Source organism: Streptomyces sp. NPDC090798 (assembly GCF_044768965.1).
GTDB lineage: Bacteria > Actinomycetota > Actinomycetes > Streptomycetales > Streptomycetaceae > Streptomyces.
In genome coordinates this window covers 356,746-376,934 of the sequence record NZ_JBIVXA010000007.1, presented here as the reverse complement: position 1 = coordinate 376,934, position 20,189 = coordinate 356,746, and the positions used below count along the sequence as shown (strand labels likewise).

Sequence of the window (20,189 nt, the reverse complement as noted above, 5' to 3'; positions counted from 1 at the left end):
CGTCCGGGACGACCCGCTCATACACCCCGCTCGGCGTGCTCACCGTCAGCGCCATCGGGTACGAGCACGATAACCGCGTCCCGACCGCCCACTGCGGACCTGACCGTTCAAGGGCGCGGGAGGCGGCCAAGGGCCGTCAAAAGCGGATCGATCTTCCCGGCGACGCAGACACGTATCCATCCCTCACCCGCCGCGCCGAACGCCACACCCGGAGCCACCGCGACGCGCTGCTCGATGAGGAACTTCTCCGCCCAGGCCGAGACATTCCCATCGCTGGCGTGGGAGACATTGATCCACAGGTAGAACGCGCCTGCTGGCCTCTGGTAGCGGATGCCCTGATCGTCGAGTAGGGCAGACGCTGCCTTGATGTTCCCCCTGTAGCGCTCGCGGGCTGCGGCCACGTGGCTCTGGTCGCCTTCCAGGGCGGCGACCGCAGCCAGCTGAGCAGGTGTGTTCACGCAGCTCACGATGGACTCCTGCGCAGCACGGAAGGTGTCCGCGATACCGGTTGGCGTCACGAGGTAGCCAACCCGCGCGCCGGTGAGGGCGTACGTCTTGGACAGTGAGTAGACGCCGAAGACCCGGTCGTCGCTGTCCAGGCTCGCAAGGCTCACGTACGGGCTGTCGTAGGTGAAGTACTCATACACCTCGTCACTGATGACCCACAGGCCGTGGCGGGCGGCGAAGGCCAGCAGTTCGCGCAGCAGCTCCGGCCCATAGACGACGCCGAGCGGGTTCGAGGGACTGTTGATGAGCAGGACCCTGGTACGTCTGGTGATGAGCTGGTCCAGTTGCGCGAGGTCGGGCTGAAATCCGCTGTCCGGTGTGAGCGAATAGGGAACAGGGACCGCGCCGACCAGGCGTGGTGTCATGGCGAACGTGGCATAGCCCGGGTCGGGGATCAGGATCTCGTCGCCAGGGGCGAGTGTCAGCGACATGGCCATGTGGAGCGCTTGGGCGCCGCCGGCGGTGACGTGGACCTGGTCGCCGGAGACGGAGTAAAGGTTGTCACGGCGCAGTTTGGTGGCGATCGCCGTACGCAGGAGCGCGAGGCCGTCGTTGGGGGTGTAGTTCGTGACATCGTCGTTCCATGCCCGCGTGCCGGCGTCGAGAATGTGCCGGGCGACGGGCAGTTCGGGCTCACCGATGCTGAGCGGAATGATGTCGTCGAGTTGAGCGGCGATCTCATAGATGCGCCGGATGCCGGACGGCGGTATGGACAGCGCGTTCTCGGACAGTTTCGGCACTGCGGTCTCCTGATCTACGGAGTTCTGGGATCGGACTAGCGTGTGCCGAGGTAGTAGCTGAGGTGGGTGTGCAGCAAGGCGCAGTACGTGTCCGCGTCACCGGCCTCGAAGGCATCGAGCAACGCCACGTGTTCCTGCGCTCCCGGAGACAGGTGCTCGGGGCGGATGTGAAGGAGCTGAAGCCGCAGCCGCAGCTGACGATCGCGCAGCAGGTTGTACATCTGGGAAGCGATTGCGTTTCCCGAGGCTCGGATGAGCGCACCGTGGAACTCCGCGTCACACTCGGCGAACGCCTCGATGTCGCTGTCGGCGGCAAGCCTGCTCTGCCTGTCGACAAGAAGCCGGAGCTCGGCCAGAGCGGCCGGGCTGGGCCCTGGGCCGCCGAGAGCACGACGAACCGCCGATGCCTCGATCGCCTCGCGCATCTCCACGACGTCGCGGGCCTCATGAGGAGGCATGGGGGTGACCGCGGCGCCCTTGCGCGCGTGCAGCGTCACGAGCTTCTCCGTGTCCAGACGCAGGAACGCTTCGTGCACCGGGGTGCGGCTCATGCCGAGCTCGGCCGCGACGACTCCTTCGCTGACGAGCTCTCCACCGGCGAACGCTCCGGACAGGATCGACTGCTTGACGTGCAGATACGCGCGGTCTGCTGCCGCGAGGGTCTTGGGCATGGGGGCAGCCTAGACTACTTGCATGCAAGAATGCATTCTTCAATGCATTGATGTTGATCGCGCGGTGGGCAGCCCTGAATGGGAGACCGCCCGGTACAGGGTCACGTCGCACTGCTCACTGAGGCGTTCATGTGTCACCGCGACGGCGACCGCGTCGATCGGACCGGACTGCAGGTCCACCGGGCTCGTGCGCTGCCAGCTGCCGTCGGCATGGTCCGGCACGTCGAAGATGTCCTCTCCGGGTCGGACACGGGCTGCCGCCCTGCGGCACTGGCTGGTCAGCAGGCCCCCAGCTGCCACGGGTGCACCGGGCTCTGGCACCGGCCCGGCTGCCACGATCTGTCCGGCACCTACCGCAACGAGGGAGCGGCCTCCCGAACCCGGTGTGTAGCGCCCTACACCCTGGGGTCCGAGAGGCCGCTGTGACTACCTCCGGGCCATTTCCCCTACGCCCGGATCAGCTCCCTGTCCTCGTCCGGATCCGAGTCCTTTGCGTCTGACAGGGCCTTCAGGCCCTCGCCCTCGACATCGACGTTCGGCAGTATCCGGTCCAGCCACTTCGGCAGCCACCAGGCCTTCTTCCCAAGCAGGGCGAGCACCGCCGGCACGATCACCATGCGCACGATGAACGCATCGAAGAAGACGGCGATGGCGAGGCCGAAGCCCATCATCTTCACCATCGACTCGCTGGAGGTGATGAAGCCGGCGAAGACCGCGACCATGATGATCGCCGCGGCCGTGACGACCCGGGCACCGTGCTTGAAGCCGGTCACCACCGCCTCGCCGGGGCGCTCCCCGTGGACGTAGGCCTCTCGCATACGGGTCACCAGGAAGACCTCGTAGTCCATGGCCAGGCCGAAGACCACACCGACCAGGAAGATCGGCGTCATCGACATGATCGGGCCGGTCTCGTCGATGCCCAGCAGGCCGGACAGCCAGCCCCACTGGAAGACCGCGACGACGGCGCCGAGCGCGGCCAGCACCGACAGCAGGAAGCCGAGGGCCGCCTTCAAGGGGACCAGGATCGAGCGGAAGACCAGGATCAGCAGGAGGAAGGCGAGGCCCACCACCAGCAGGAGGTACGGAAGCAGCGCGTCGGACATCTTCTGCGAGATGTCGATGTTCACCGCGGTGGCGCCGGTGACCAGGACCTGCGCGTCCGTGGCGGCCTTGATGCCTGCGGCCTTGCCGCGGATCTCGTGCACCACATCCTCGGTCTGCGTGGACGCGGGCTTGGAATCGGTGGTGACAGTGATCGTCGCGGTGTCACCGGCCTTGTTGAAGGTGGCCGGGGAGACGGACACAACGCCCTTGACACCCTTGATCTCGTCGGTCACGTCGGTGGCCGCGCCCTTGGGGTCCTTGCTGTCCTTGCCGTCGACGACGACCATCAGCGGACCGTTGAACCCGGGCCCGAAGCCCTCTGACAGCAGGTCGTAGGCCTGGCGCTGGGTCGTGGACGTCGGCTGTGAACCGTCGTCCGGCATGCCCAGCTCCATCTTGGTGACGGGCAGCGCCGCCGTGCCCAGGCCGACCACCGCGACGAGGAGCACCGTGACGGGGCGCTGGAGCACGAACCGCGCCCATCGAGTGCCCATGTTGGGCTTGGGCTCGACCGAGGTGTTCTCCGGGGCCGCCGCGGCCTTGCGGCGGCCGAGCAGCTTGCTCTTCCCCCCTGCGGGGGAGACCTTGCGGCCGGCGTAGCCGAGCAGCGCGGGGACCATCGTCAGGGCGACGAGAACGGCGACGCCGACCGTGCCGGCCGCTGCGAGGCCCATCTTCGTCATCATCGGGATGTTGACGACGGACAGACCGGCCAGTGCGATGACCACCGTCAGACCGGCGAAGACGACCGCTGAGCCGGCGGTGCCGACGGCACGTCCGGCCGCCTCCTCGCGGTCTCGGCCGTCCGCCAGCTCGCTGCGGTAGCGGGAGACGATGAACAGCGCGTAGTCGATGCCGACGGCGAGGCCGATCATCGTGGCGAGCGTGCCGGTGGTGGCGCCGAGGTCGAGGGTGCTCGCCAGGGCGGTGATGGTCGACATGCCGATGCCGACGCCGATGATCGCGGTCAGCAGCGGAAGCCCGGCGGCGACCATGGAGCCCAGGGTGATGACCAGGACGAGCGCGGCGACGGCGATGCCGATGACCTCACCGATACCGGCCTCGGCGGCCGTCTGGAGGGCGTCGCCGCCCAGTTCGACGGTCAGGCCGGCGTCGCGGGCGTCCTCGGCGGTCTTCTTCAGGGCGTCCCTGGAGGAGTCCTCCAGCTCCATGCCGGGGACCTCGTACTTCACCGTCGCGTACGCGACGGTGCCGTCCTTGCTGACGGCCTGGGACGTGTAGGGGTCGGTGACGGAGCCGACCTCGGAACCGCTGCCCAGTTCCTTGACGGTCTTCTCCACGGTTGCCCTGACGTCGGCGTCCGTCATCTTCTCGCCGGAGGGCGCCTTGAAGACGACACGGGCGGTCGCTCCGTCGGCGGCCGAACCCGGGAAGCGCTGGTCCAGCAGGTCGAAGGTCTTCTGGGCTTCGGTACCGGGAATGGAGAACGAGGTCTCCCCGGCAGAGGGCGCGGAGGCCGCGCCGACCCCGGCAAGGGTCAGCAGGGCCACCCAGAACAGGGCGACGAAGTGCCGTCGCCTGAAGGCGAGCCGGCCGAGTTTATAGAGGATCGTGGCCACGAGGGCGGTCTCCCGGTCAGGTCGTGTGTTGTGCAGGGCAGGGGTGATCAGCCCGGCGGGGAGACAGGGATGATCGTCCCGACGACTTGAGCGGTGACGTCAGGTGGCGAGGTGGGTGCGGGGAGGGCTCAGGTGGTGGGTACGCCGAGGGCGGGGAGGACCACTGCGTCGATGTACGAGACGAGGAACTCCTGGGTGGGCGGCTCATCGTCGAGCAGCGCCTTGGCCGCGAAACCGCCGACCATCATGTGCAGCAGGAATTCCAGCGCGGGGCAGTTCACGCGGACCTCGCCCCGGTCGATAGCACGCCGGATCATGAGGTTGAAGCCGCTCATCTCCGGCTCGACGAGCTGCGCCCGCAAGGCGCGGCGCAGATCCGGGTTGCCGTGCATCGCCATGGCGACGCCCCGCATCAGCGACGACTTCTTCTCGATCGTGCAGTCGTCGTCGAGCTTGACGGAAGCGTGCAGGTCGCCCCGCAGTGAGCCGGTGTCGATGTCGTCGTGATTCGGCTTGGAGTGCTTCATGGCGCGCACCACGAGCTCGGCCTTGCCGCCCCACTGGCGGTAGAGCGTGGCCTTGCTGGACCGGGTGCGGGCCGCTACGGCGTCCATGGTCAGGGCGTCGTAGCCGACTTCCCGGAGCAGATCGAGCACGGCCGCGTACAGCTCGGCCTCACGCTCGGGCGTGATCCGACTGCGACGCGTCGTTGCGACAACCCGGGTCATGCCTCTCACCTGCTCACTCTGCGTGTTTCTCGTTCGTACGACCATGAAGATATCCTCACTCCGGGCGAAACGAAACCGTTTCGTACGCGTGGGATAAATCAATGAGTTGATTTAAACTGTAGCGGAGGGCGGCTTCCCGAGCAAACGGGACACTGTCGCGGTACACGGGGAGGTCTGGCTGCGCCTGCCTCATCCCGGCGGTGACCTGTTGTGCTGCGCGGCCGAGGGTGGCCTCTGGCTCTCCCCGCTTGTCCCTGCTGCGCGTAGCTGCGACCTCGACGGCCGCACGCTAGGCGATCACGCGTGCGAGGCGTTCGCTGGGGCCAGGTCCACAACCCAACGGCGGCAATGCCACCCCAGCAGGCGCGTCAACGGAGTTCCTGGGCCTGCCCCCGGCTCATGCGCACCGTCGGACTGCAGGGCCCGCACCGCGGACTACGGCGGCTGAGGCCGAACCCCGACCCACGGGCCACGTCACGGCCCGACCTCGTCGTCCGCAACTTCACTCCGGACCCGGACGGCCTGGACACCCGCTGATGCGGTGACATCTCCGGCAGACCTCGTCGCGCCCATCCTGGCCAGGCCCTTGCACCGATCCATCGGCCCTTGGCCCCGCGCCCGCGCCGCCAAGGGCACCGCATACAAGCCGTCCGAATCCGGCAAGGGCGGCCGGACGCCCCGGCTACCCGCTGCCCGCGCACGACGAGGGGACCCTTCCAGTAAGGCGGCTCCCGGCAAGGCCGGGGGTTCCGGAGCGGTGGTTACTCCAGCCGCCCAGTCCTGGCACGACGTCCTGGCCAACACTCCTGACCTCGGCTCCTGGGGCACCCGCACCCGCTACCTCGAACTCGGCTACCACGACGGGAGCGGCCCTCGCAGCTAACCGGCCGCCTGCCCCCGCTGCCGCGTTAGTGGTCGGAGACATGCCTGGTCAGACGGCTGATGTGGTCCGCAGGCCGGTCCACAAGAGAAGCCCTGAGCTGCCCGACTCCTCCTGCTCTCGGCATCCTGCCCTGGCAGGCCATCGCGAGGACCAAGCCGTTCTGGAAACGCTGCGTCTCGGGCCCGCCCAGGCCCTGGCCGCCGTGGATGTCAACAACCTCGAGAACATCGCCGTCCCGATCTCCGCGCACGGCGTGGCACCCACCACACAGCTCGTGATCAGAGCGGGCGACCACGAAGTCATCGCGGAGACCCTGCCCCTGCCGCCTCTGGGCGCCACCAGGGATGTCACCAGCCTGGCCGTCACCTACGTCCTCGCCCACCCCCTGCAGGGCCCTACTGCGGCCGTGGTGGCATACCGGCACGACACGTGTCTGCAGACGGCGGACGAGAACTTCACGCCCTGGCCCCTGACCACTCACGAACACCGCCGTCATCACAGCTCAGACATCCCCGGGTTTGATCGAGGGCTCATTTCCAGCTATATTTTAAATCAACTCGTTGACTTATCAGTACGGCACCAGTCCCGCACGAACCGGAAACCCGAGATGCCCGTCGTTCCCCCGCTGGTCCTAATGCTCGTCGGACGCGCCCTGCAGGGCCTGTCGGCCGGTGTCGTCCCGTTGGGCATCAGCATCGCGGCGGACTCCTCCGGCACGAAGGCCTGACGACGTTCGCGGCCCGGCGACCGCATGCCCGCTCGAGATCGGAAGGACACTGTCCATGACGAGCGACGCCACACGCGGACAGATCCTGCGGGCGGACCTGAAACTCTTCGCCGAGCAGGGATACGACAAGACCGCTCTGCGCGAGATCACCGAACGGCTCGGCGTGACCAAAGCCGCGCTCTACTACCACGTCAGAGCCAAGGAGGACATCCTCACTGCTCTCGTCCAGGAGTGGTGCGGGCCTGTCCAGGAGGTGATCGAGTGGGCGTGGGCCGCACCTCCCGGACTGGAGACGAGGCGACAGCCTCTGCGCCTGTATGAGGCAGCGCTCGTCGGAACGGCGCCGCTCTTCCTCCTCCTTCAGGCGAACTGGGCAGCCATGCGCGGCCTGGCCGTGGGCCCGGAGTTTCCAGAACACGATGACCGGCGTGGTCGCGGTCGTCAGAGGCGTCGACGCTCGAATTTCCGACCAACTCCGTTGCAGCGCTGCGGTACTGACGCTTCGACCGGATGCTGCCAGTGCTGTTCACTCTCGCTCTGGGAGCGGCCTCCGTCTACGCCTGCCACCGGCGCATCCAACGCGAGCACGCGATGCTGCGCCTGCGCTCCACCGCCGCGGCCATGCAACGGCACATCCTGCACCCCCTGCCCCTGCTCACCGACGACGTCCTGGTCAGCAGCGCCTACGAGCCCCTTCCAGAGGACCGGCTCGTCGGTGGCGACATCCATGACGTCGTCGCCACCCCGTGGGGGCCTCGAGTTCTCATCGGGGACGTCCAGGGCAAGGGACCAGCGGCCGTGGGTACCGCGTTCGCCGTCATCGAGGCCTTCCGGGAGGCGGCCTACCGGGAACCGACGCTCACCGCGCTCGTCGACGCCCTGGACGCAGCGGTCGTGCGGCACAACTCCTACGCCGAACAGGCGGGTGACGACGAGCGGTTCTTCACCGCCCTCGTCATCGGTGTCACGGGCAAGGAGGCTCAAGTGGTCAGCTGCGAGCACATTCCACCGCAGCCGGTGCACGACGGTGACATCGTCACGCCGATGCTGGACACCGGTGTGCCCCTCGGTCTCGCCGAGCTCACGGACGAGCCCGCGACGACGGAGTGGTTCGCGTTCCCGGCCGGGTCGAAGCTGCTGTTCACCACCGATGGCCTCACGGAGACACGTGCCGCCGACGGCGCGTTCCACCCGGTCGACGAACGGCTGGAGAGCCATGCCGGCCTCTCCCCGACCGACCTGGCGCAGGCTCGCTACGACGACGCCCGAACGTTCGCCGGGGACGACGGTGGGCACGACGACGTCGCCGTGCCCACCGTCCGCCGGACACCGACGCGTTGAGCACGCAAGCTGTCCTCCCTGCGAAGGACCCCCGCGTGGCACGAGCCAGGCCCCTGAGGACGAGGCCTCCGGTACCGCTCCGCCGCCGCCTCGACCCCGAACTCACCGCCTGTGCGCACACGGCGGTGATCGACCTGCTGCGCGAGATCGGATACGACGCCCTGACCGTGGAAGCCGTCGCCGCCCGGGCGAACTGCAGCAAGACCAGTCTGTATCGCCGGTTCAGCGGCAAGCAGGAGCCGGTGACCGAGGCTTTGCGACACCTGTCGCCCTTCGACGTCGACACCGTCGACACCGGTTCGCTCGCCGGGGACCTGCACGCTTTGATCGACGGGCGTGGCGAGGACGGGCTGCGCGAAGACGCGGCCCTGATACGGGGCCTGGTCAGCGCCCTGCACACGGACCCCGAAATCTCCTCCGCGCTACGGCAGCCCGGCCCCGGGAGACTCGACGCCCTGATCGCCCGCGCAGTGGACCGCGGCGAACTCGCCGACCGGCACGCGGCGTCGTACCACCTGCCGTGTCTACTGCTCAGTGCGGTGCTCACCCGCTCCCTGGTCGACGACGTCCCTGTCGCCGGCGCGTACATGCATCACTTCATCGACGTGGTGATCCTGCGCGCCCTCAGTGCCGTCGACGGGCGGCACTGGTACCCGAGTACCAACATCGCCCCCGGAACCGGAGACGGGTCCGGTCGCGCTCATAGCTTGGGTGCCGAACTCACAGCCCCACAGGCGGGAGAGAACCACCCGTGATCGACGTCCAGCAACTCACCAAGCGGTACGGGGACAAGACCGTCGTCGACAACCTGACCTTCACCGTCAAGCCCGGTCAGGTCACCGGATTCCTAGGCCCGAACGGCGCCGGGAAGTCCACCACCATGCGCATGATCATCGGTCTTGACCGACCCTCCGGCGGATCGGTGACGGTCAACGGCAAGGCCTACGCGGGGCACCACGCCCCCCTGCAGGAGATCGGCAGCCTGCTCGAAGCCAAGTCCGTCCACCCCGGGCGCAGTGCCTTCGCCCATCTCACGGCCCTGGCCCGCACACACGGCATCCCCCGCAGCCGCGTCGACGAGGTCATCGAACTGGCCGGCCTGCAGAGCGTCGCCCACAAACGGGCCGGTGCCTTCTCGTTGGGCATGGGTCAACGGCTCGGCATCGCGGCGGCGCTCCTCGGCGACCCGGAGATCGTCATGCTGGACGAGCCGGTCAACGGGCTCGATCCGGAAGGGGTGTTGTGGGTGCGCAACCTCCTGTCCCGGTTGGCTGGCGAGGGCCGTACGGTCATGCTCTCCTCCCACCTGATGAGCGAGACCGCGCTGATCGCCGAACATCTGGTGATCATCGGGCGCGGTCGGTTGCTCACCGACACGACAGTCGATGCCTTCATCCAGCAGGCCGGAGGTAGGGGCGTGAAGGTCGCGAGTACCCAACCGGAGCGGCTGCGGGCGGTGCTGTCCGGCCCGGACGTCACCCTCACCTCCGCCACCGCCGAGGAGCTGGTGGTGGTGGGCCTGGACGCTCACCGCATCGGCGCGCTGGCCCTGCAGCACGGGATACCGCTCTACGAACTCACCTCGCAGACGATGTCGTTGGAGGAGGCCTTCATGGAACTCACCAGCGATGCCGTGGAGTACCAGAGTGCCCCCGCCGCGACCACGACGAAGGCCGCCTGATGACCGTGACAACCACCGCACCCACCACTGGGTCCAGGGAAGCCGCCCGGCCCGACTACAAGGTCACCTTCCCCAGGGTGGTGCGCTCGGAGTTCGGCAAGTTCCTGTCGTTGCGCTCCACTCTGATCGCCCTTGGTCTGTCCCAGGTGCTGCTCGTGGCTGTCGGACTGATCGCCGCGGCCGTCTACACCCCCGGCGGCCAGGACGGGAGCGGACCGGACATCCAGGACGGACTCGTGGGCCTGTCCCTGACGGGCGTGACGTTCGCCGAGCTCGCCCTCGGCGTGCTCGGCGTCCTGATCACGGCCGGCGAGTACACGTCGGGCACGATTCGCTCCACACTGGCAGCCGTACCCAAGCGGCTTCCCGTGCTGTGGTCGAAGACCATCATCTTCGGCGTGATCGCCCAGGGCGCGGCCATGGGAGGCGTCCTGATCACGTTCCAGCTCGGCGGCATGATCCTCAAGACCGAGGACCTCTCGATGTCCCTCTCCGACGCCGGTGTGCTGCGGGCCCTGATCGGCGCCAGTCTCTATCTGGGGCTGGTCGGGGTGTGGGGCGTGGCCCTGGGCGCGCTGCTCCGGTCCACCGCGGGCGGCATCGCCGTACTCGTCGGCCTGCTCCTCGTCGTGCCCGGTCTGACCGGGTTGCTGCCCGCGTCCATCCGCGACAACGTCACCCCGTACCTGCCCAACAACGCCGGCCAGGCGGCGTACCACCTACATGAGGCGTCGGACTCGCTCGGCCCCTGGGCCGGACTGGCCGTGTTCGCCGTCTGGGTGACGCTGACGCTCGGTGCGGCCGCGTACCGGCTGGCGAGGACCGACGCCTGACCGGCAGGCGTGGGACAGGCTTGCGGTGACAGGGGCATGCGTCCGATGAGAGCGGAGACGACGGCGACCGAGCACCCCTTGGGCGCCGGATCCTGGTGCCTTGCGCCGCCCCCCGGGCTGGAGGCCGCCTGGACCCATCCCTTCCTCGGCCGCCTACTGCGCGCCCAGCGCCGACTGCGTCATGCCGACCGGAATCGCCCCTGGGTGCTGGACTCGGCGGTGATGGCGATCGTCGCCTCGACAGCGGTGGTGGACGCCTGTTTCGGCAGCGACCGCGGCCCCTTCGACGCGACCCGACCCGACCTGCCGCTCAGCGTGCTGCTCGCCCTCACCGCCGCGATGGTGCTGCCACTGTGGTGGCGGCGCCGGGCGCCCGTGGCCGTCTCCTCCGTCGTGACCCTGAGCGCCCTGGTTCCGTGGACTCTCAACCTCTGGCTGCTGGCTGGGGCATGTCTACTGACCGCCCTTTACAACCTGGCACTGCACGGCCCACTGCGGCTGCTGGGCTGGGTGGCCGTGGCGGTGCTCGCAGAGGTGAGCGCCGCGGTGTGGTTCCTGCTGCCGTCCGACGATCCCACCCCGGGCATGCTGCTCCTGGTGAGCCAGGAGATCGCCGCGATCGCCCTGGCCCTGGCCCTGAGGACGCAGCGTGTGTACCTTGCCGCGCTGCGAGACCGGGCGGCCCGCCTGGAGATCGAGCGGAAACAGCGTGAACGTCTCACCGCGGCCGCCGAACGCAACCGCGTCGCCCGCGAGATGCACGACATCGTCGGCCACAACCTCGCCGTCGTTGTCGGGCTCGCCGACGGGGCAGCAGCCCTCGCCGCCAGTCAGGGCGAGCAGAGCGCCGAGGTGCTGCGCCTCATCGGAGACTCCAGCCGTGAGGCCATGGGTGAAGTGCGCCGCATGCTGGGCATGTTGGGCGACGAGCCGGAGGACGCACCACTCAGCCCGCAGCCGCGTCTCGCCGACCTGGACACTCTTCTCGCCCGGGTGCGCGCCGCCGGGCTGAGCGTCTCGTATCGCACGGAAGGAGACCTCAGCGACTTGGGCGGCGGCATACAGCTGACGATCTACCGCATCGTCCAGGAAGCGCTGACCAACATCTTCAAACACGCCGGCCCCGGATCCACCGCACAGGCCACCGTGACCTCCGGGAAGGGCGGCATCCGAGTGCGGGTCACCGACACAGGACCGTGCCCCAGCGACCGGCACCCGGCTGTGCCACCCGGCTCGTCCGGCCACGGCCTCGTGGGCATCCGGCAGCGCACCGCGCTGTACGGCGGCACCGTCACCGCCGGTCCGCGCCCGGACCGGCCTGGCTGGGTCGTGGACGTCACCCTCGGCCCGGCGGGTGCCCAAGAAGCACATTCCGCTTTCTCCCGCGCCACTCCAGGAGACCAGGCCCGATGATCACCGTCTTGATCGCCGACGACCAGCCCCTTCAGCGCCTTGGGTTCCGCATGCTGTTGCAGGGCACACCCGGCATGACCCCCGTCGGGCAGGCCGCGCATGGTGCCGAGGCCGTCCGCATGGCCGCCGAACTGCGCCCCGAGGTGGTCCTGATGGACATCCGGATGCCCGGCATGGACGGCATCGAGGCCACCCGCCGCATCGTGGCCGCCGACGCCCGCATCCACGTCCTCATACTCACCACCTTCGCCCTCGACGAGTACGCTCATGCCGGCCTGCGCGCGGGAGCCAGCGGGTTCCTTCTCAAGGAGGCCCGCCCGGAGGAACTCATCGCCGGCGTCCGGGCAGTAGCGAGTGGCGACGCGGTCGTCTCACCCCGCCTCACCCGGCGTCTCCTCGACGCCTACGCACACCAGGTCCTCTCCCCCACCGGTGACACCGACACCCAAGTCGACCCGCGGGTGAGCACCTTGAGCGAGCGCGAGCACGAGGTCCTGCTCGCCATCGCCAAGGGCTGGACCAACACCGAGATCGCCGAACACCTCGTCCTGACCGAGTCCACGGTCAAGAAGCACGTCGGCCGCGTCCTCGCCAAACTCGGCGCACGCGACCGCGTCCAGGCCGTGATCATGGCCTACGACGCGGGACTGGTCCGACCCCGCGCCTGAGCCGCAGTCCACGAAGGGATCATGGAACCGGAGCCCGGCACACGGCCGTCTCAGACTCGACCGCGGACACCTGATTCTCCCGACTCCAGGTTCTTCGACCGATGCCGTGGACGGAGCATGTCGGCCCGGTTCATCCCTCTCTTCACCGGCTTGCCCGCCGGACCCACAGAAGTGCGCCGAACGGTCCAGCGATCAGCCCTCGTGGGTGACCGGCGCCTGCCACAGGCCGACAATGGCGTCGATCAGGCCGTTCGCCGCCTCACGCCAACTGGCGCGGGAAGTCTGCTCGTTATCCGCAAGGGCACGCTCACGTTCGGCGGTCATCTGTGTGATGAGGTGACGCGTCATGGCGGCCCGTTCGGCGTGCACCTCGGCCGGCAGGTCGGACAGGCAACGGTCCAAGCCCTCCTGCAGCTTCCGCATCGACGGCTGGCCGGCCGCGAACTCCTCGGTCGTGATCGCACGCAGGGCCGGATCGGCCGTGACCTGGGCGATGAACCGGGCATACCAGCTGGGGGCACCCAGAGCCTCCACGTACTCGGTGACAGGGCGGACCGCACAGGCCACCCAGTCCCGTAGGTCTGAGGAGTCGCCGATGTCTGCCAACATGCGAAGACGGCCGGTCTCTATTCCCTCGGCATGCCGACGGGCGATGGCGCGCACCAGGTCGACCTTGGTACCGAAGTGATAGCTGACCGCGGCATTGTTGCCCTGCCCGGCGGCCTCGCTGATCTGGCGGTTGGCGACCGCATGCACCCCATGCTCGGCGAACAGCCGCTCCGCCGCGGCCAGAAGTGCCTCCCGTGTCGCGCCGACCTGCTCGTCACGCTTCGTCCTGCCGCCCATCATCACCACCACTTCGGGACATCACACGGTCTGCGAGGGCCCGTCCCGCAAGCCCTCGCAGAACCTCGACCGGATCGGCGAGTTCAAACGACGAAAGCGTACGCAATGACACGTCCAGCTCAGGCCACCCTCTTCCATAATTCCTCCACTCAGGGTTTCTGCCGGATTCAGCCGGCCCAACTGGAACTCAGCCGCCGCCCAGTGCATACTTTAAATCACGCCATTGATTTAATACTACCCGAGCCGCCTGCACCTGCCTGCTCAGCCGGAAACCAGCTGATCCTCGCCTCCCCCTCCTCCCGCCAACGCACAGTCGCCACGGCACCCGGACCCCGCCGAAGCAGCCACCACCGCGGAAGCCGGGCAGAAGGCGTAGCCCCGGCCGGATCGGCTTGAGGGCGGGATGCGGTCCGGTCTCCGGGCCAGGGTCAGGCGGACCAGATGGCGCGAACCCGTGCCGTCACGTGTCAGCTTTACCAACCGACGTGACTGGCGGAGGCCAGCCGACGGAACTCACGACACCAATAGCCCCGGCTCACGCTCGTTCGACCGCGCCGTTCGTCGGCTCGTCATCCACGGAAGCCGTCGGGCGTCAGCCGACAACCCTCCGTGACAGGTCGACGGCCACGTCGCGAGTAGGCCTCGCGACGTTAAAATCTATCACTCACAACTTTTAATGCCTGGGGTGACCTCGGCACCGCCACCCTCGCGATCGCGCACGATCGCGCACGCCAACTCGATCGCTCCGACTGCCATCCGGATCCATAGATCCGCCCCAACAGGCCAGAGCCGACCGGCTGCGCCCCTGCCCCCCCACCTCGGCGGTCACCGTTCGTCAGGCCAGGTCACCCTGGACCAGAGGGCGGCCGGGCAGCGGCATACCCGGAGCGCGCAGCCCGTCGAGAATCAGGGCCGTGGCCCGGTGCAGCATCATGTCCGCGACCCCGGTGTCGGCGGCCGGAAAGTGTCTCACCAGCAGTGACAGCAACACGCCGATATCGCCTGCACCGATGTCCGTACGCAGGCTGCCCTCCCGCTGTGCGGCCGCCACCAAGTCGTCGATCAGCCCGAAGATCTCGTCCCGGAAACCCCGGATGTCCGGATCCCCGGTGATGACCGCACGGGCGCGTTCCGACAGCAGCGCCAGCTGGGCAGTCACCCGCAACTCCCGCGAGTGAGCGAGGAGACGGGTGATCGTGTCCCAGGCGCTCGGCTCCTCCCGGGCCACCGCCCGCACCTCTTCCAGGACGCGACCGAAGCTGTCCCGCGCCACGGCCCGGATCAGGGACTCGCGGTCGGGAAACCGCCGGTAGAGAGTGCCCACGCCGACCCCGGCGCTCCGGGCGATGTCCTCCATCGGCACATCGGCCCCCTGCGCCTGGAACACGACTTTCGCGGCCGCCAGGATCTGGTCACGGTTGCGCCGCGCGTCGGCTCTCATCGGGGTGCGGGGGTCAGCGGTCATACGGCTGATTCTCGCAGTGTGGCGTCCCTCTCAACCCAAGCTAGATGGACGAATTTCCTCCAGTTCGGTACCGTCGAAATCCGAAGCGGAAGAATTTCATCCGAAATGCCGAGCGCACTCGGAGGTTTCCCCCCATGTCCGCCGCCACCCCTCTCCCCCTTGCACGCACGTGCCCGTTCTCCCCCGTCACGGAACACGTCCAGCTGCGCCAAGACGAACCCAGCGCCCGCGTCACACTGCCCAGCGGCTCCCAGGCATGGGTGCTGACCAGGCACGACGACATCCGTACGATGCTGGCCGACCCTCGATTGAACGCCAACCGCACCCTTCCCGGCATACCGCAACTGACGGACCGTCCGAAAGCGCGGCTCGGGTCTTCGCTGATCACCGTGGACTCTCCGGAACATCGGCGCCGACGGCGCGAGGTCGCCGGAGAGTTCACAGTCAAGCGGGCAGCCGCGCTGGAGCTGCGGATCCAGCAGGCCGTCGACGATCGCATCGACGCGATGCTCGACGGCCCACGCCCCGCCGACCTCGTACAGGCCCTCGCGCTGCCGGTGCCGTCCGTAGTGATCTGTGAACTGCTCGGTGTCCCCTACGAGGACCACGAGTTCTTCCAGAACCACTCCAGCGCGCTGCTGCGCCTCACGGCGCCGGACGAAGAGAAGAAGGCTGCCGCGGTCGAGCTGCTGCGGTACATGGAAGCCCTGGTCGCGAAGAAGGCGCGGGAGCCTGGCGACGACCTTCTGAGCAGGCACCTGGAGAAGACCGGAGACCGGACAGGGGCCGCCGGCCTCGGGTTCCTGCTACTGATCGCGGGGCACGAGACGACTTCGAACATGATCTCCCTCGGCACGATGATGCTGCTGCGGCGGCCCGAGACCGTCGCGGCGATCCGCTCGGACCCGGCGAAGACACCGGGCGCGGTCGAGGAGCTGATGCGGTATTTCACCGTCGCCGAGTACGCCGTCGTCCGCGTCGCGGACGAGGACGCCGAGATCGGTGGCGTGACCATCCGCGCGGGCGAGGGCGTGCTCGCGCTGTCCAACACCGCGAACCGTGACCCCGCCGCGTTCGAGGCCCCCGACGAGTTCGACATCGAGCGCGACTCCCGCAACCACCTCGGCTTCGGCTACGGCGCCCACCAGTGCCTGGGCCAGAACCTGGCCAGGGCGGAGCTGCGCATCGTCTTCGACACGTTGTTCCGGCGACTGCCCGGGCTGCGCCTGACCCGGCCGGCCGAGGAGCTGCCGTTCAAGGCCGACGGGAACGTCTACGGCCTCTACGAGCTGCCGGTGACCTGGTAGGCCACGACCACTTGTCAACCGCCCTGACGGAGTTGTCTGTATTCCCCGTCCAAGGCTCCCTTCCCCCACCTGAGGAGTGACATGACCAGCTCTCTTGCCACCACCGATAACGAGTCCGTTCCCGACTTCCCGATGCCGAGGGATGCCAGGTGTCCGTTCGCCCCGCCGCCTCAGCTGCGGGAGCTGCACACCGAGCAGGTTCGTTCCGATCAGCCGCTCACGAAGGTCCGGATCTGGGACGGCAGCACGCCCTGGCTCGTCACCCGCTACGACGACCAGCGGACCCTGCTCGCCGACCCGCGCTGCAGTGTCGACCAAAGGCGTCCCGGCTTCCCGTACATGAGCCCCTCCTTCCGCGAGGTCGCCGAGCGCGGCAGCGAGCCTGCCTTCCTCACCATGGACGACCCCGAGCATGCCCGGATCCGCCGGATGATCTCCGGCGCCTTCTCGATCAAGCACGTCGCGGCCATGCGGCCCGCCCTCCAGCGCATGACCGACGACTTCATCGACACCATGCTGGCCGGGCCCAAACCCGTCGACCTCGTCCACGCGCTCGCTCTTCCCCTGCCCTCCCTGGTCGTCTGCGAACTGCTCGGCATCCCCTACGAGGACCACGAGTTCTTCCAGACCAAGAGCGAAGTGGGCATGCGCCACGACGCCGGCCGGGAAGAGGTGGCAGCCGCCCACCACGCCCTGCTGGACTACCTCGACAGCCAGATCGAGGCCAAACTCGCCAACCCGGCCGACGACATGCTCTCCAAACTCGCGGCCCACTACCGGGACGGCGACCTCACCCGCCGCCAGGCCGCCTCCATGGGCCTGCTGATACTCGGCGCCGGGCACGAGACCACCGCCAACATGATCGCGCTGAGCGTCACGGCCCTGCTGGAACACCCCGAGCAGCTCGCCGCCGTCCGCGACAGCGACGACCCGAAGGTCCTGGCGAGCGCAGTCGAGGAACTGCTGCGCTACCTGACCATCATCCACATCGGCAACCGCCGCATCGCCCTGGAGGACATCGAGATCGGCGGCCAGACCATCCGCGCCGGTGAGGGCCTCGTCATCCCCAGCATCACCGCCAACTGGGAGGAAGCCTTCTTCCCCGACCCCGACCGGCTCGACGTCCACCGGGACGCCCGCCGCCACCAGGCCTTCGGCTTCGGCATCCACCAGTGCCTCGGCCAGCCCGTGGCCCGCCTGGAACTCGAGGTCGTCCTCGGCACCCTCTTCCGCCGCATCCCCACGCTGCGCCTGGCGACCGACCTGGAGAAACTCTCCTTCAAGAACGACGGCATCGTCTACGGCCTCTACGAACTGCCGGTGACCTGGTAGCCGCCGACTCACACGCGTCGTAACTGAAAAGGACACCATGACCAGGACCGCCGTTGTCACCGGAGCGTCCTCCGGCTTCGGAGCAGCCCTGACCAGGGCGTTCGCCCGAGCGGGCTGGAACGTCGCCGCGACCATGCGCACCCCTTCGAAGGCTCCCGCCGATTTCGCGAGCCTTGCGGCCGTCGAGGTCATACGGCTGGACGTGACCGAGCGCGAGTCGATCGTGACGGCTCTCGGCGCGGTCGACGCCGGTTTCGGCCCGGTCGACGTCCTCGCCAACGTCGCCGGCTACGGCCAGCGGGGATCGCTGGAGGAGGTGACCCTCGATCAGATCCGCGCGCAGTTCGAGACCAACCTGTTCGGGCCGCTGGAACTCACCAAGGCCGTGCTGCCACGGATGCGCGAGCGCGGCGCCGGGCACGTCATCAGCTTCTCCTCCGTCGCCGGCACGGCGGCGGTGCCGACGATGGCGGCGTACAGCAGCTCGAAGTTCGCCCTCGAAGGCTTCAGCGAATCACTCGCCCAGGATGTCCGGCACCTGGGCATCAAGGTCACCATCGTTCAACCGGCCACCTACGGAACCGAGTTCGGCGCCGGCCTGCGCGCACCGGCGCACCCCATGCCCGAGGAGTACGGCCCCGCCCGGACCCTGCTTTTCAGCCAGGACGACTACAAGCGTGGTGACCTCGACGCGTCCGCCGACGCGGTCGTCTCGATCGCCGCCACCGACGATCCGCCGCTGCGTCTGTCCCTCGGCCACGGGCTCCATCTGCTGCGCAGCAAACTCGCCGCGCAACAGATGGAGTACGACCGCTGGGAAAAGCTCACCGCGGCCACCCTGTAAAGCTGCCCGGCCGGTGGATCCGAGACGGGTTCCCTGGTGCCCGGCCGCCCCGTCGATCCACTTCACACAACTCCCCTACGAGACAAGGACGTCAAGGCCACCGGCGACGTCAGCTCCACGATCCGCGTCCGACGAGACGCGAACAGGTTCTTTCCCTCCACCACGAGGAGACGCAGATGAGCCAGCACGACCAGGTCGTCCACATGCCGCTGACCACCGACGGCCCACTGGAACCGTCAGCGGACTGGAAACGCCTGCGCGAACAGTGCCCGGTGGCCACCGTCGAACTCCCGAGCGGAGACACCGGCACACTGCTGACCCGCTACGACCATGTCAAGGCCCTCCTGTCGGACCCCCGTTTCTCCCGCCCGACCGCCGAGGACGACAGCATTCGGCTCACCGCCGACGGAGCGACCGGCGTAGCGGCCGACGACGACCGGTCGATGAGTGTCCCCCTCAAGGGCGAGGCCCACCTGCGGTGGCGACGGCTCCTGGGCAGGTACTTCACCGTCAAGCGCGTGGCGGCGCTACGCCCCGGCATGGTGGCGACGGCCGAAGGCCTGGTCGACAGCATGGTCAAGAGCGGGCAATCCGCCGACCTCAGGACCGCGCTCGGCTTCCCACTGCCGATCTACGTGATCTGCGAGCTCCTCGGCGCACCCGCCGAGCACCGGGACCGCTTCTCCTACTGGTCCGACGCGTTCCTGAGCGTCAGCCGCTACCCGAAGGAGGAGATCACGGCCGCACATTCCGAGTTCGTGACGTACATGTCCGAACTCATCGCGGCCAAACGGGCCGAGCCGGGCGAGGACGTGCTCAGCACTCTGGTGGTGGAGAGCCTGGCCGAGGGTGAGGGGCTGACCGACGCCGAGCTTGTCGCGACGGGTATGGCTCTGCTCGTCGCCGGGCACGAGACGACCGCCAACATGATCGGCAAGATGGTCGCCATGCTGCTGGCGGACCGCACCCGGTGGGAGCGGCTGCTCGCCGATCCCTCCCTGGTGCGCACCGCGGTCGACGAGGCGCTGCGCTTCGACACCAACCAGGCCACCTTCGGTATCCGGCGCTATCTCGGCACGGATTTCGACGTCGACGGACAGTTGCTGCAGGGCGGCGCCACCGTGTTCTGCGTCCCCGCCGCCGCCAACCGCGACGGGCGGACCTTCGCCGACCCGGACGAGATGGACCTCGGCCGCAACCCCAATCCCCATCTGACCTTCAGCGCGGGAGCCCACTCCTGCCTGGGCCAGTCCCTTGCCCGCACCGAACTGCAGGTCGTTCTTGAGGTCCTGCTGCGGAAGCTGCCGACCCTTGCCCTCGCCGTACCGGTACCGGAGTTGCGCAAGCTCGAGGGCTTTGTCGTGGGTGGCCTGCGCGAGGTACCCGTGCGGTGGTAACGCCGCTGAAACGACCGACGTGAGCGGCTCCCGCGAGTCCGCTCACGCGGTCGGTCACCGAGCGCGGTCGCTCCTGCCCCCGACGGGCAGTGAAGGAGATCGCGTCAAAGGGACCACTCGGC

At 68.4% G+C, this 20,189-nt stretch carries 19 protein-coding genes and 2 pseudogenes; 14 read left to right on the top strand and 7 right to left on the bottom strand.

What is annotated here, in order from left to right; all coding sequences use genetic code 11:
• Positions 1 to 107: 107 nt before the first annotated feature.
• The 5 genes from ACIQTP_RS18455 to ACIQTP_RS18435 form a co-directional block, all read right to left on the bottom strand.
• Positions 108 to 1,247: an aminotransferase class I/II-fold pyridoxal phosphate-dependent enzyme gene (locus ACIQTP_RS18455; protein WP_391058127.1), complete on the bottom strand. Its 1,140-nt coding sequence runs from the start codon at positions 1,245 to 1,247 to the stop codon at positions 108 to 110.
• A gap of 35 nt (positions 1,248 to 1,282) precedes the next feature.
• The gene (locus ACIQTP_RS18450) at positions 1,283 to 1,918 is read right to left on the bottom strand and encodes an FCD domain-containing protein (RefSeq protein ID WP_390931140.1); all 636 of its coding nucleotides are present in this window, start codon (positions 1,916 to 1,918) and stop codon (positions 1,283 to 1,285) included.
• Between the two features lie 39 nt (positions 1,919 to 1,957).
• Positions 1,958 to 2,218, bottom strand: a complete 261-nt coding sequence (locus ACIQTP_RS18445; protein WP_391058124.1) for a hypothetical protein — start codon at positions 2,216 to 2,218, stop codon at positions 1,958 to 1,960.
• A 146-nt stretch (positions 2,219 to 2,364) separates the two neighbouring features.
• Complete coding sequence (locus ACIQTP_RS18440) at positions 2,365 to 4,602, bottom strand: MMPL family transporter (RefSeq protein ID WP_391058121.1); 2,238 nt, start codon at positions 4,600 to 4,602, stop codon at positions 2,365 to 2,367.
• Positions 4,603 to 4,730: 128 nt separating this feature from the next.
• Positions 4,731 to 5,330 carry a TetR/AcrR family transcriptional regulator C-terminal ligand-binding domain-containing protein gene (locus tag ACIQTP_RS18435; RefSeq protein WP_390931138.1) on the bottom strand — a complete coding sequence of 200 codons (600 nt, stop codon included), beginning with the start codon at positions 5,328 to 5,330 and terminating at the stop codon, positions 4,731 to 4,733.
• A 399-nt stretch (positions 5,331 to 5,729) separates the two neighbouring features.
• Between ACIQTP_RS18435 and ACIQTP_RS18430 the strand changes: the two genes are divergently transcribed.
• From ACIQTP_RS18430 to ACIQTP_RS18385, 10 genes and pseudogenes are all read left to right on the top strand, one after another.
• Positions 5,730 to 5,867, top strand: coding sequence for a hypothetical protein (locus tag ACIQTP_RS18430; protein WP_390931136.1), 138 nt, complete (start codon positions 5,730 to 5,732; stop codon positions 5,865 to 5,867).
• Between the two features lie 220 nt (positions 5,868 to 6,087).
• The gene (locus ACIQTP_RS18425; protein WP_390931134.1) at positions 6,088 to 6,213 is read left to right on the top strand and encodes a hypothetical protein; all 126 of its coding nucleotides are present in this window, start codon (positions 6,088 to 6,090) and stop codon (positions 6,211 to 6,213) included.
• 40 nt (positions 6,214 to 6,253) lie between these two features.
• Positions 6,254 to 6,940, top strand: coding sequence for a hypothetical protein (locus tag ACIQTP_RS18420; protein WP_391058118.1), 687 nt, complete (start codon positions 6,254 to 6,256; stop codon positions 6,938 to 6,940).
• A gap of 55 nt (positions 6,941 to 6,995) precedes the next feature.
• Positions 6,996 to 7,151 (top strand): annotated as a pseudogene (locus tag ACIQTP_RS18415) (TetR family transcriptional regulator); the annotation flags it as partial.
• 293 nt (positions 7,152 to 7,444) lie between these two features.
• A pseudogene (locus tag ACIQTP_RS18410) lies at positions 7,445 to 8,281 on the top strand (PP2C family protein-serine/threonine phosphatase); the annotation flags it as partial.
• Positions 8,282 to 8,316: 35 nt separating this feature from the next.
• Positions 8,317 to 9,036, top strand: coding sequence for a TetR/AcrR family transcriptional regulator (locus ACIQTP_RS18405; RefSeq protein ID WP_403400985.1), 720 nt, complete (start codon positions 8,317 to 8,319; stop codon positions 9,034 to 9,036).
• Positions 9,033 to 9,962: an ATP-binding cassette domain-containing protein gene (locus tag ACIQTP_RS18400; RefSeq protein ID WP_390931128.1), complete on the top strand. Its 930-nt coding sequence runs from the start codon at positions 9,033 to 9,035 to the stop codon at positions 9,960 to 9,962. Before ACIQTP_RS18405 ends, ACIQTP_RS18400 begins: the two co-directional genes overlap by 4 nt.
• Positions 9,962 to 10,795 carry an ABC transporter permease gene (locus ACIQTP_RS18395; RefSeq protein ID WP_403400983.1) on the top strand — a complete coding sequence of 278 codons (834 nt, stop codon included), beginning with the start codon at positions 9,962 to 9,964 and terminating at the stop codon, positions 10,793 to 10,795. The genes ACIQTP_RS18400 and ACIQTP_RS18395 overlap by 1 nt, the downstream gene beginning before the upstream one ends.
• Before the next feature lie 36 nt (positions 10,796 to 10,831).
• Positions 10,832 to 12,208 (top strand): sensor histidine kinase, encoded by a 1,377-nt coding sequence (locus tag ACIQTP_RS18390; protein ID WP_403400981.1) that lies wholly within the window; start codon positions 10,832 to 10,834, stop codon positions 12,206 to 12,208.
• Positions 12,205 to 12,876: a response regulator gene (locus tag ACIQTP_RS18385; protein WP_403400979.1), complete on the top strand. Its 672-nt coding sequence runs from the start codon at positions 12,205 to 12,207 to the stop codon at positions 12,874 to 12,876. The genes ACIQTP_RS18390 and ACIQTP_RS18385 overlap by 4 nt, the downstream gene beginning before the upstream one ends.
• Positions 12,877 to 13,068: 192 nt before the next feature.
• Here the strand turns inward: ACIQTP_RS18385 and ACIQTP_RS18380 are convergent, their stop codons facing one another.
• Together ACIQTP_RS18380 and ACIQTP_RS18375 are read right to left on the bottom strand one after the other, a co-directional pair.
• A complete protein-coding gene (locus tag ACIQTP_RS18380; protein ID WP_403401051.1) occupies positions 13,069 to 13,725 on the bottom strand; it encodes a TetR/AcrR family transcriptional regulator in 657 nt (218 codons plus the stop codon).
• 832 nt (positions 13,726 to 14,557) lie between these two features.
• Positions 14,558 to 15,187: a TetR/AcrR family transcriptional regulator gene (locus tag ACIQTP_RS18375; protein ID WP_403400977.1), complete on the bottom strand. Its 630-nt coding sequence runs from the start codon at positions 15,185 to 15,187 to the stop codon at positions 14,558 to 14,560.
• Between the two features lie 134 nt (positions 15,188 to 15,321).
• On the opposite strand from ACIQTP_RS18375, the gene ACIQTP_RS18370 reads away from it, so the two are divergent.
• The 4 genes from ACIQTP_RS18370 to ACIQTP_RS18355 all read left to right on the top strand — a co-directional run bounded on the left by ACIQTP_RS18370 (position 15,322) and on the right by ACIQTP_RS18355 (position 20,067).
• Positions 15,322 to 16,494 carry a cytochrome P450 gene (locus ACIQTP_RS18370; protein ID WP_403400975.1) on the top strand — a complete coding sequence of 391 codons (1,173 nt, stop codon included), beginning with the start codon at positions 15,322 to 15,324 and terminating at the stop codon, positions 16,492 to 16,494.
• Between the two features lie 81 nt (positions 16,495 to 16,575).
• Entirely contained in the window at positions 16,576 to 17,826 is a 1,251-nt protein-coding gene (locus ACIQTP_RS18365; protein ID WP_403400973.1) for a cytochrome P450, read from the top strand.
• Between the two features lie 37 nt (positions 17,827 to 17,863).
• A complete protein-coding gene (locus ACIQTP_RS18360; RefSeq protein WP_403400971.1) occupies positions 17,864 to 18,670 on the top strand; it encodes an SDR family oxidoreductase in 807 nt (268 codons plus the stop codon).
• A 176-nt stretch (positions 18,671 to 18,846) separates the two neighbouring features.
• On the top strand, positions 18,847 to 20,067 hold the full coding sequence (locus ACIQTP_RS18355; protein WP_403400969.1) for a cytochrome P450: 1,221 nt from the start codon (positions 18,847 to 18,849) through the stop codon (positions 20,065 to 20,067).
• Positions 20,068 to 20,189: the final 122 nt, after the last annotated feature.

What these genes read in the sequence shown, in the direction of transcription:
- ACIQTP_RS18450 (WP_390931140.1), bottom strand. Translation starts at nt 1,918, where the DNA reads ATGCCCAAGACCCTCGCGGCAGCAGACCGCGCGTATCTGCACGTCAAG.
- ACIQTP_RS18435 (WP_390931138.1), bottom strand. Translation starts at nt 5,330, where the DNA reads ATGACCCGGGTTGTCGCAACGACGCGTCGCAGTCGGATCACGCCCGAG.
- ACIQTP_RS18430 (WP_390931136.1), top strand. Translation starts at nt 5,730, where the DNA reads ATGCGCACCGTCGGACTGCAGGGCCCGCACCGCGGACTACGGCGGCTG.
- ACIQTP_RS18420 (WP_391058118.1), top strand. Translation starts at nt 6,254, where the DNA reads ATGCCTGGTCAGACGGCTGATGTGGTCCGCAGGCCGGTCCACAAGAGA.
- ACIQTP_RS18395 (WP_403400983.1), top strand. Translation starts at nt 9,962, where the DNA reads ATGACCGTGACAACCACCGCACCCACCACTGGGTCCAGGGAAGCCGCC.
- ACIQTP_RS18390 (WP_403400981.1), top strand. Translation starts at nt 10,832, where the DNA reads ATGCGTCCGATGAGAGCGGAGACGACGGCGACCGAGCACCCCTTGGGC.
- ACIQTP_RS18385 (WP_403400979.1), top strand. Translation starts at nt 12,205, where the DNA reads ATGATCACCGTCTTGATCGCCGACGACCAGCCCCTTCAGCGCCTTGGG.
- ACIQTP_RS18380 (WP_403401051.1), bottom strand. Translation starts at nt 13,725, where the DNA reads ATGATGGGCGGCAGGACGAAGCGTGACGAGCAGGTCGGCGCGACACGG.
- ACIQTP_RS18375 (WP_403400977.1), bottom strand. Translation starts at nt 15,187, where the DNA reads ATGACCGCTGACCCCCGCACCCCGATGAGAGCCGACGCGCGGCGCAAC.
- ACIQTP_RS18370 (WP_403400975.1), top strand. Translation starts at nt 15,322, where the DNA reads ATGTCCGCCGCCACCCCTCTCCCCCTTGCACGCACGTGCCCGTTCTCC.
- ACIQTP_RS18365 (WP_403400973.1), top strand. Translation starts at nt 16,576, where the DNA reads ATGACCAGCTCTCTTGCCACCACCGATAACGAGTCCGTTCCCGACTTC.
- ACIQTP_RS18360 (WP_403400971.1), top strand. Translation starts at nt 17,864, where the DNA reads ATGACCAGGACCGCCGTTGTCACCGGAGCGTCCTCCGGCTTCGGAGCA.
- ACIQTP_RS18355 (WP_403400969.1), top strand. Translation starts at nt 18,847, where the DNA reads ATGAGCCAGCACGACCAGGTCGTCCACATGCCGCTGACCACCGACGGC.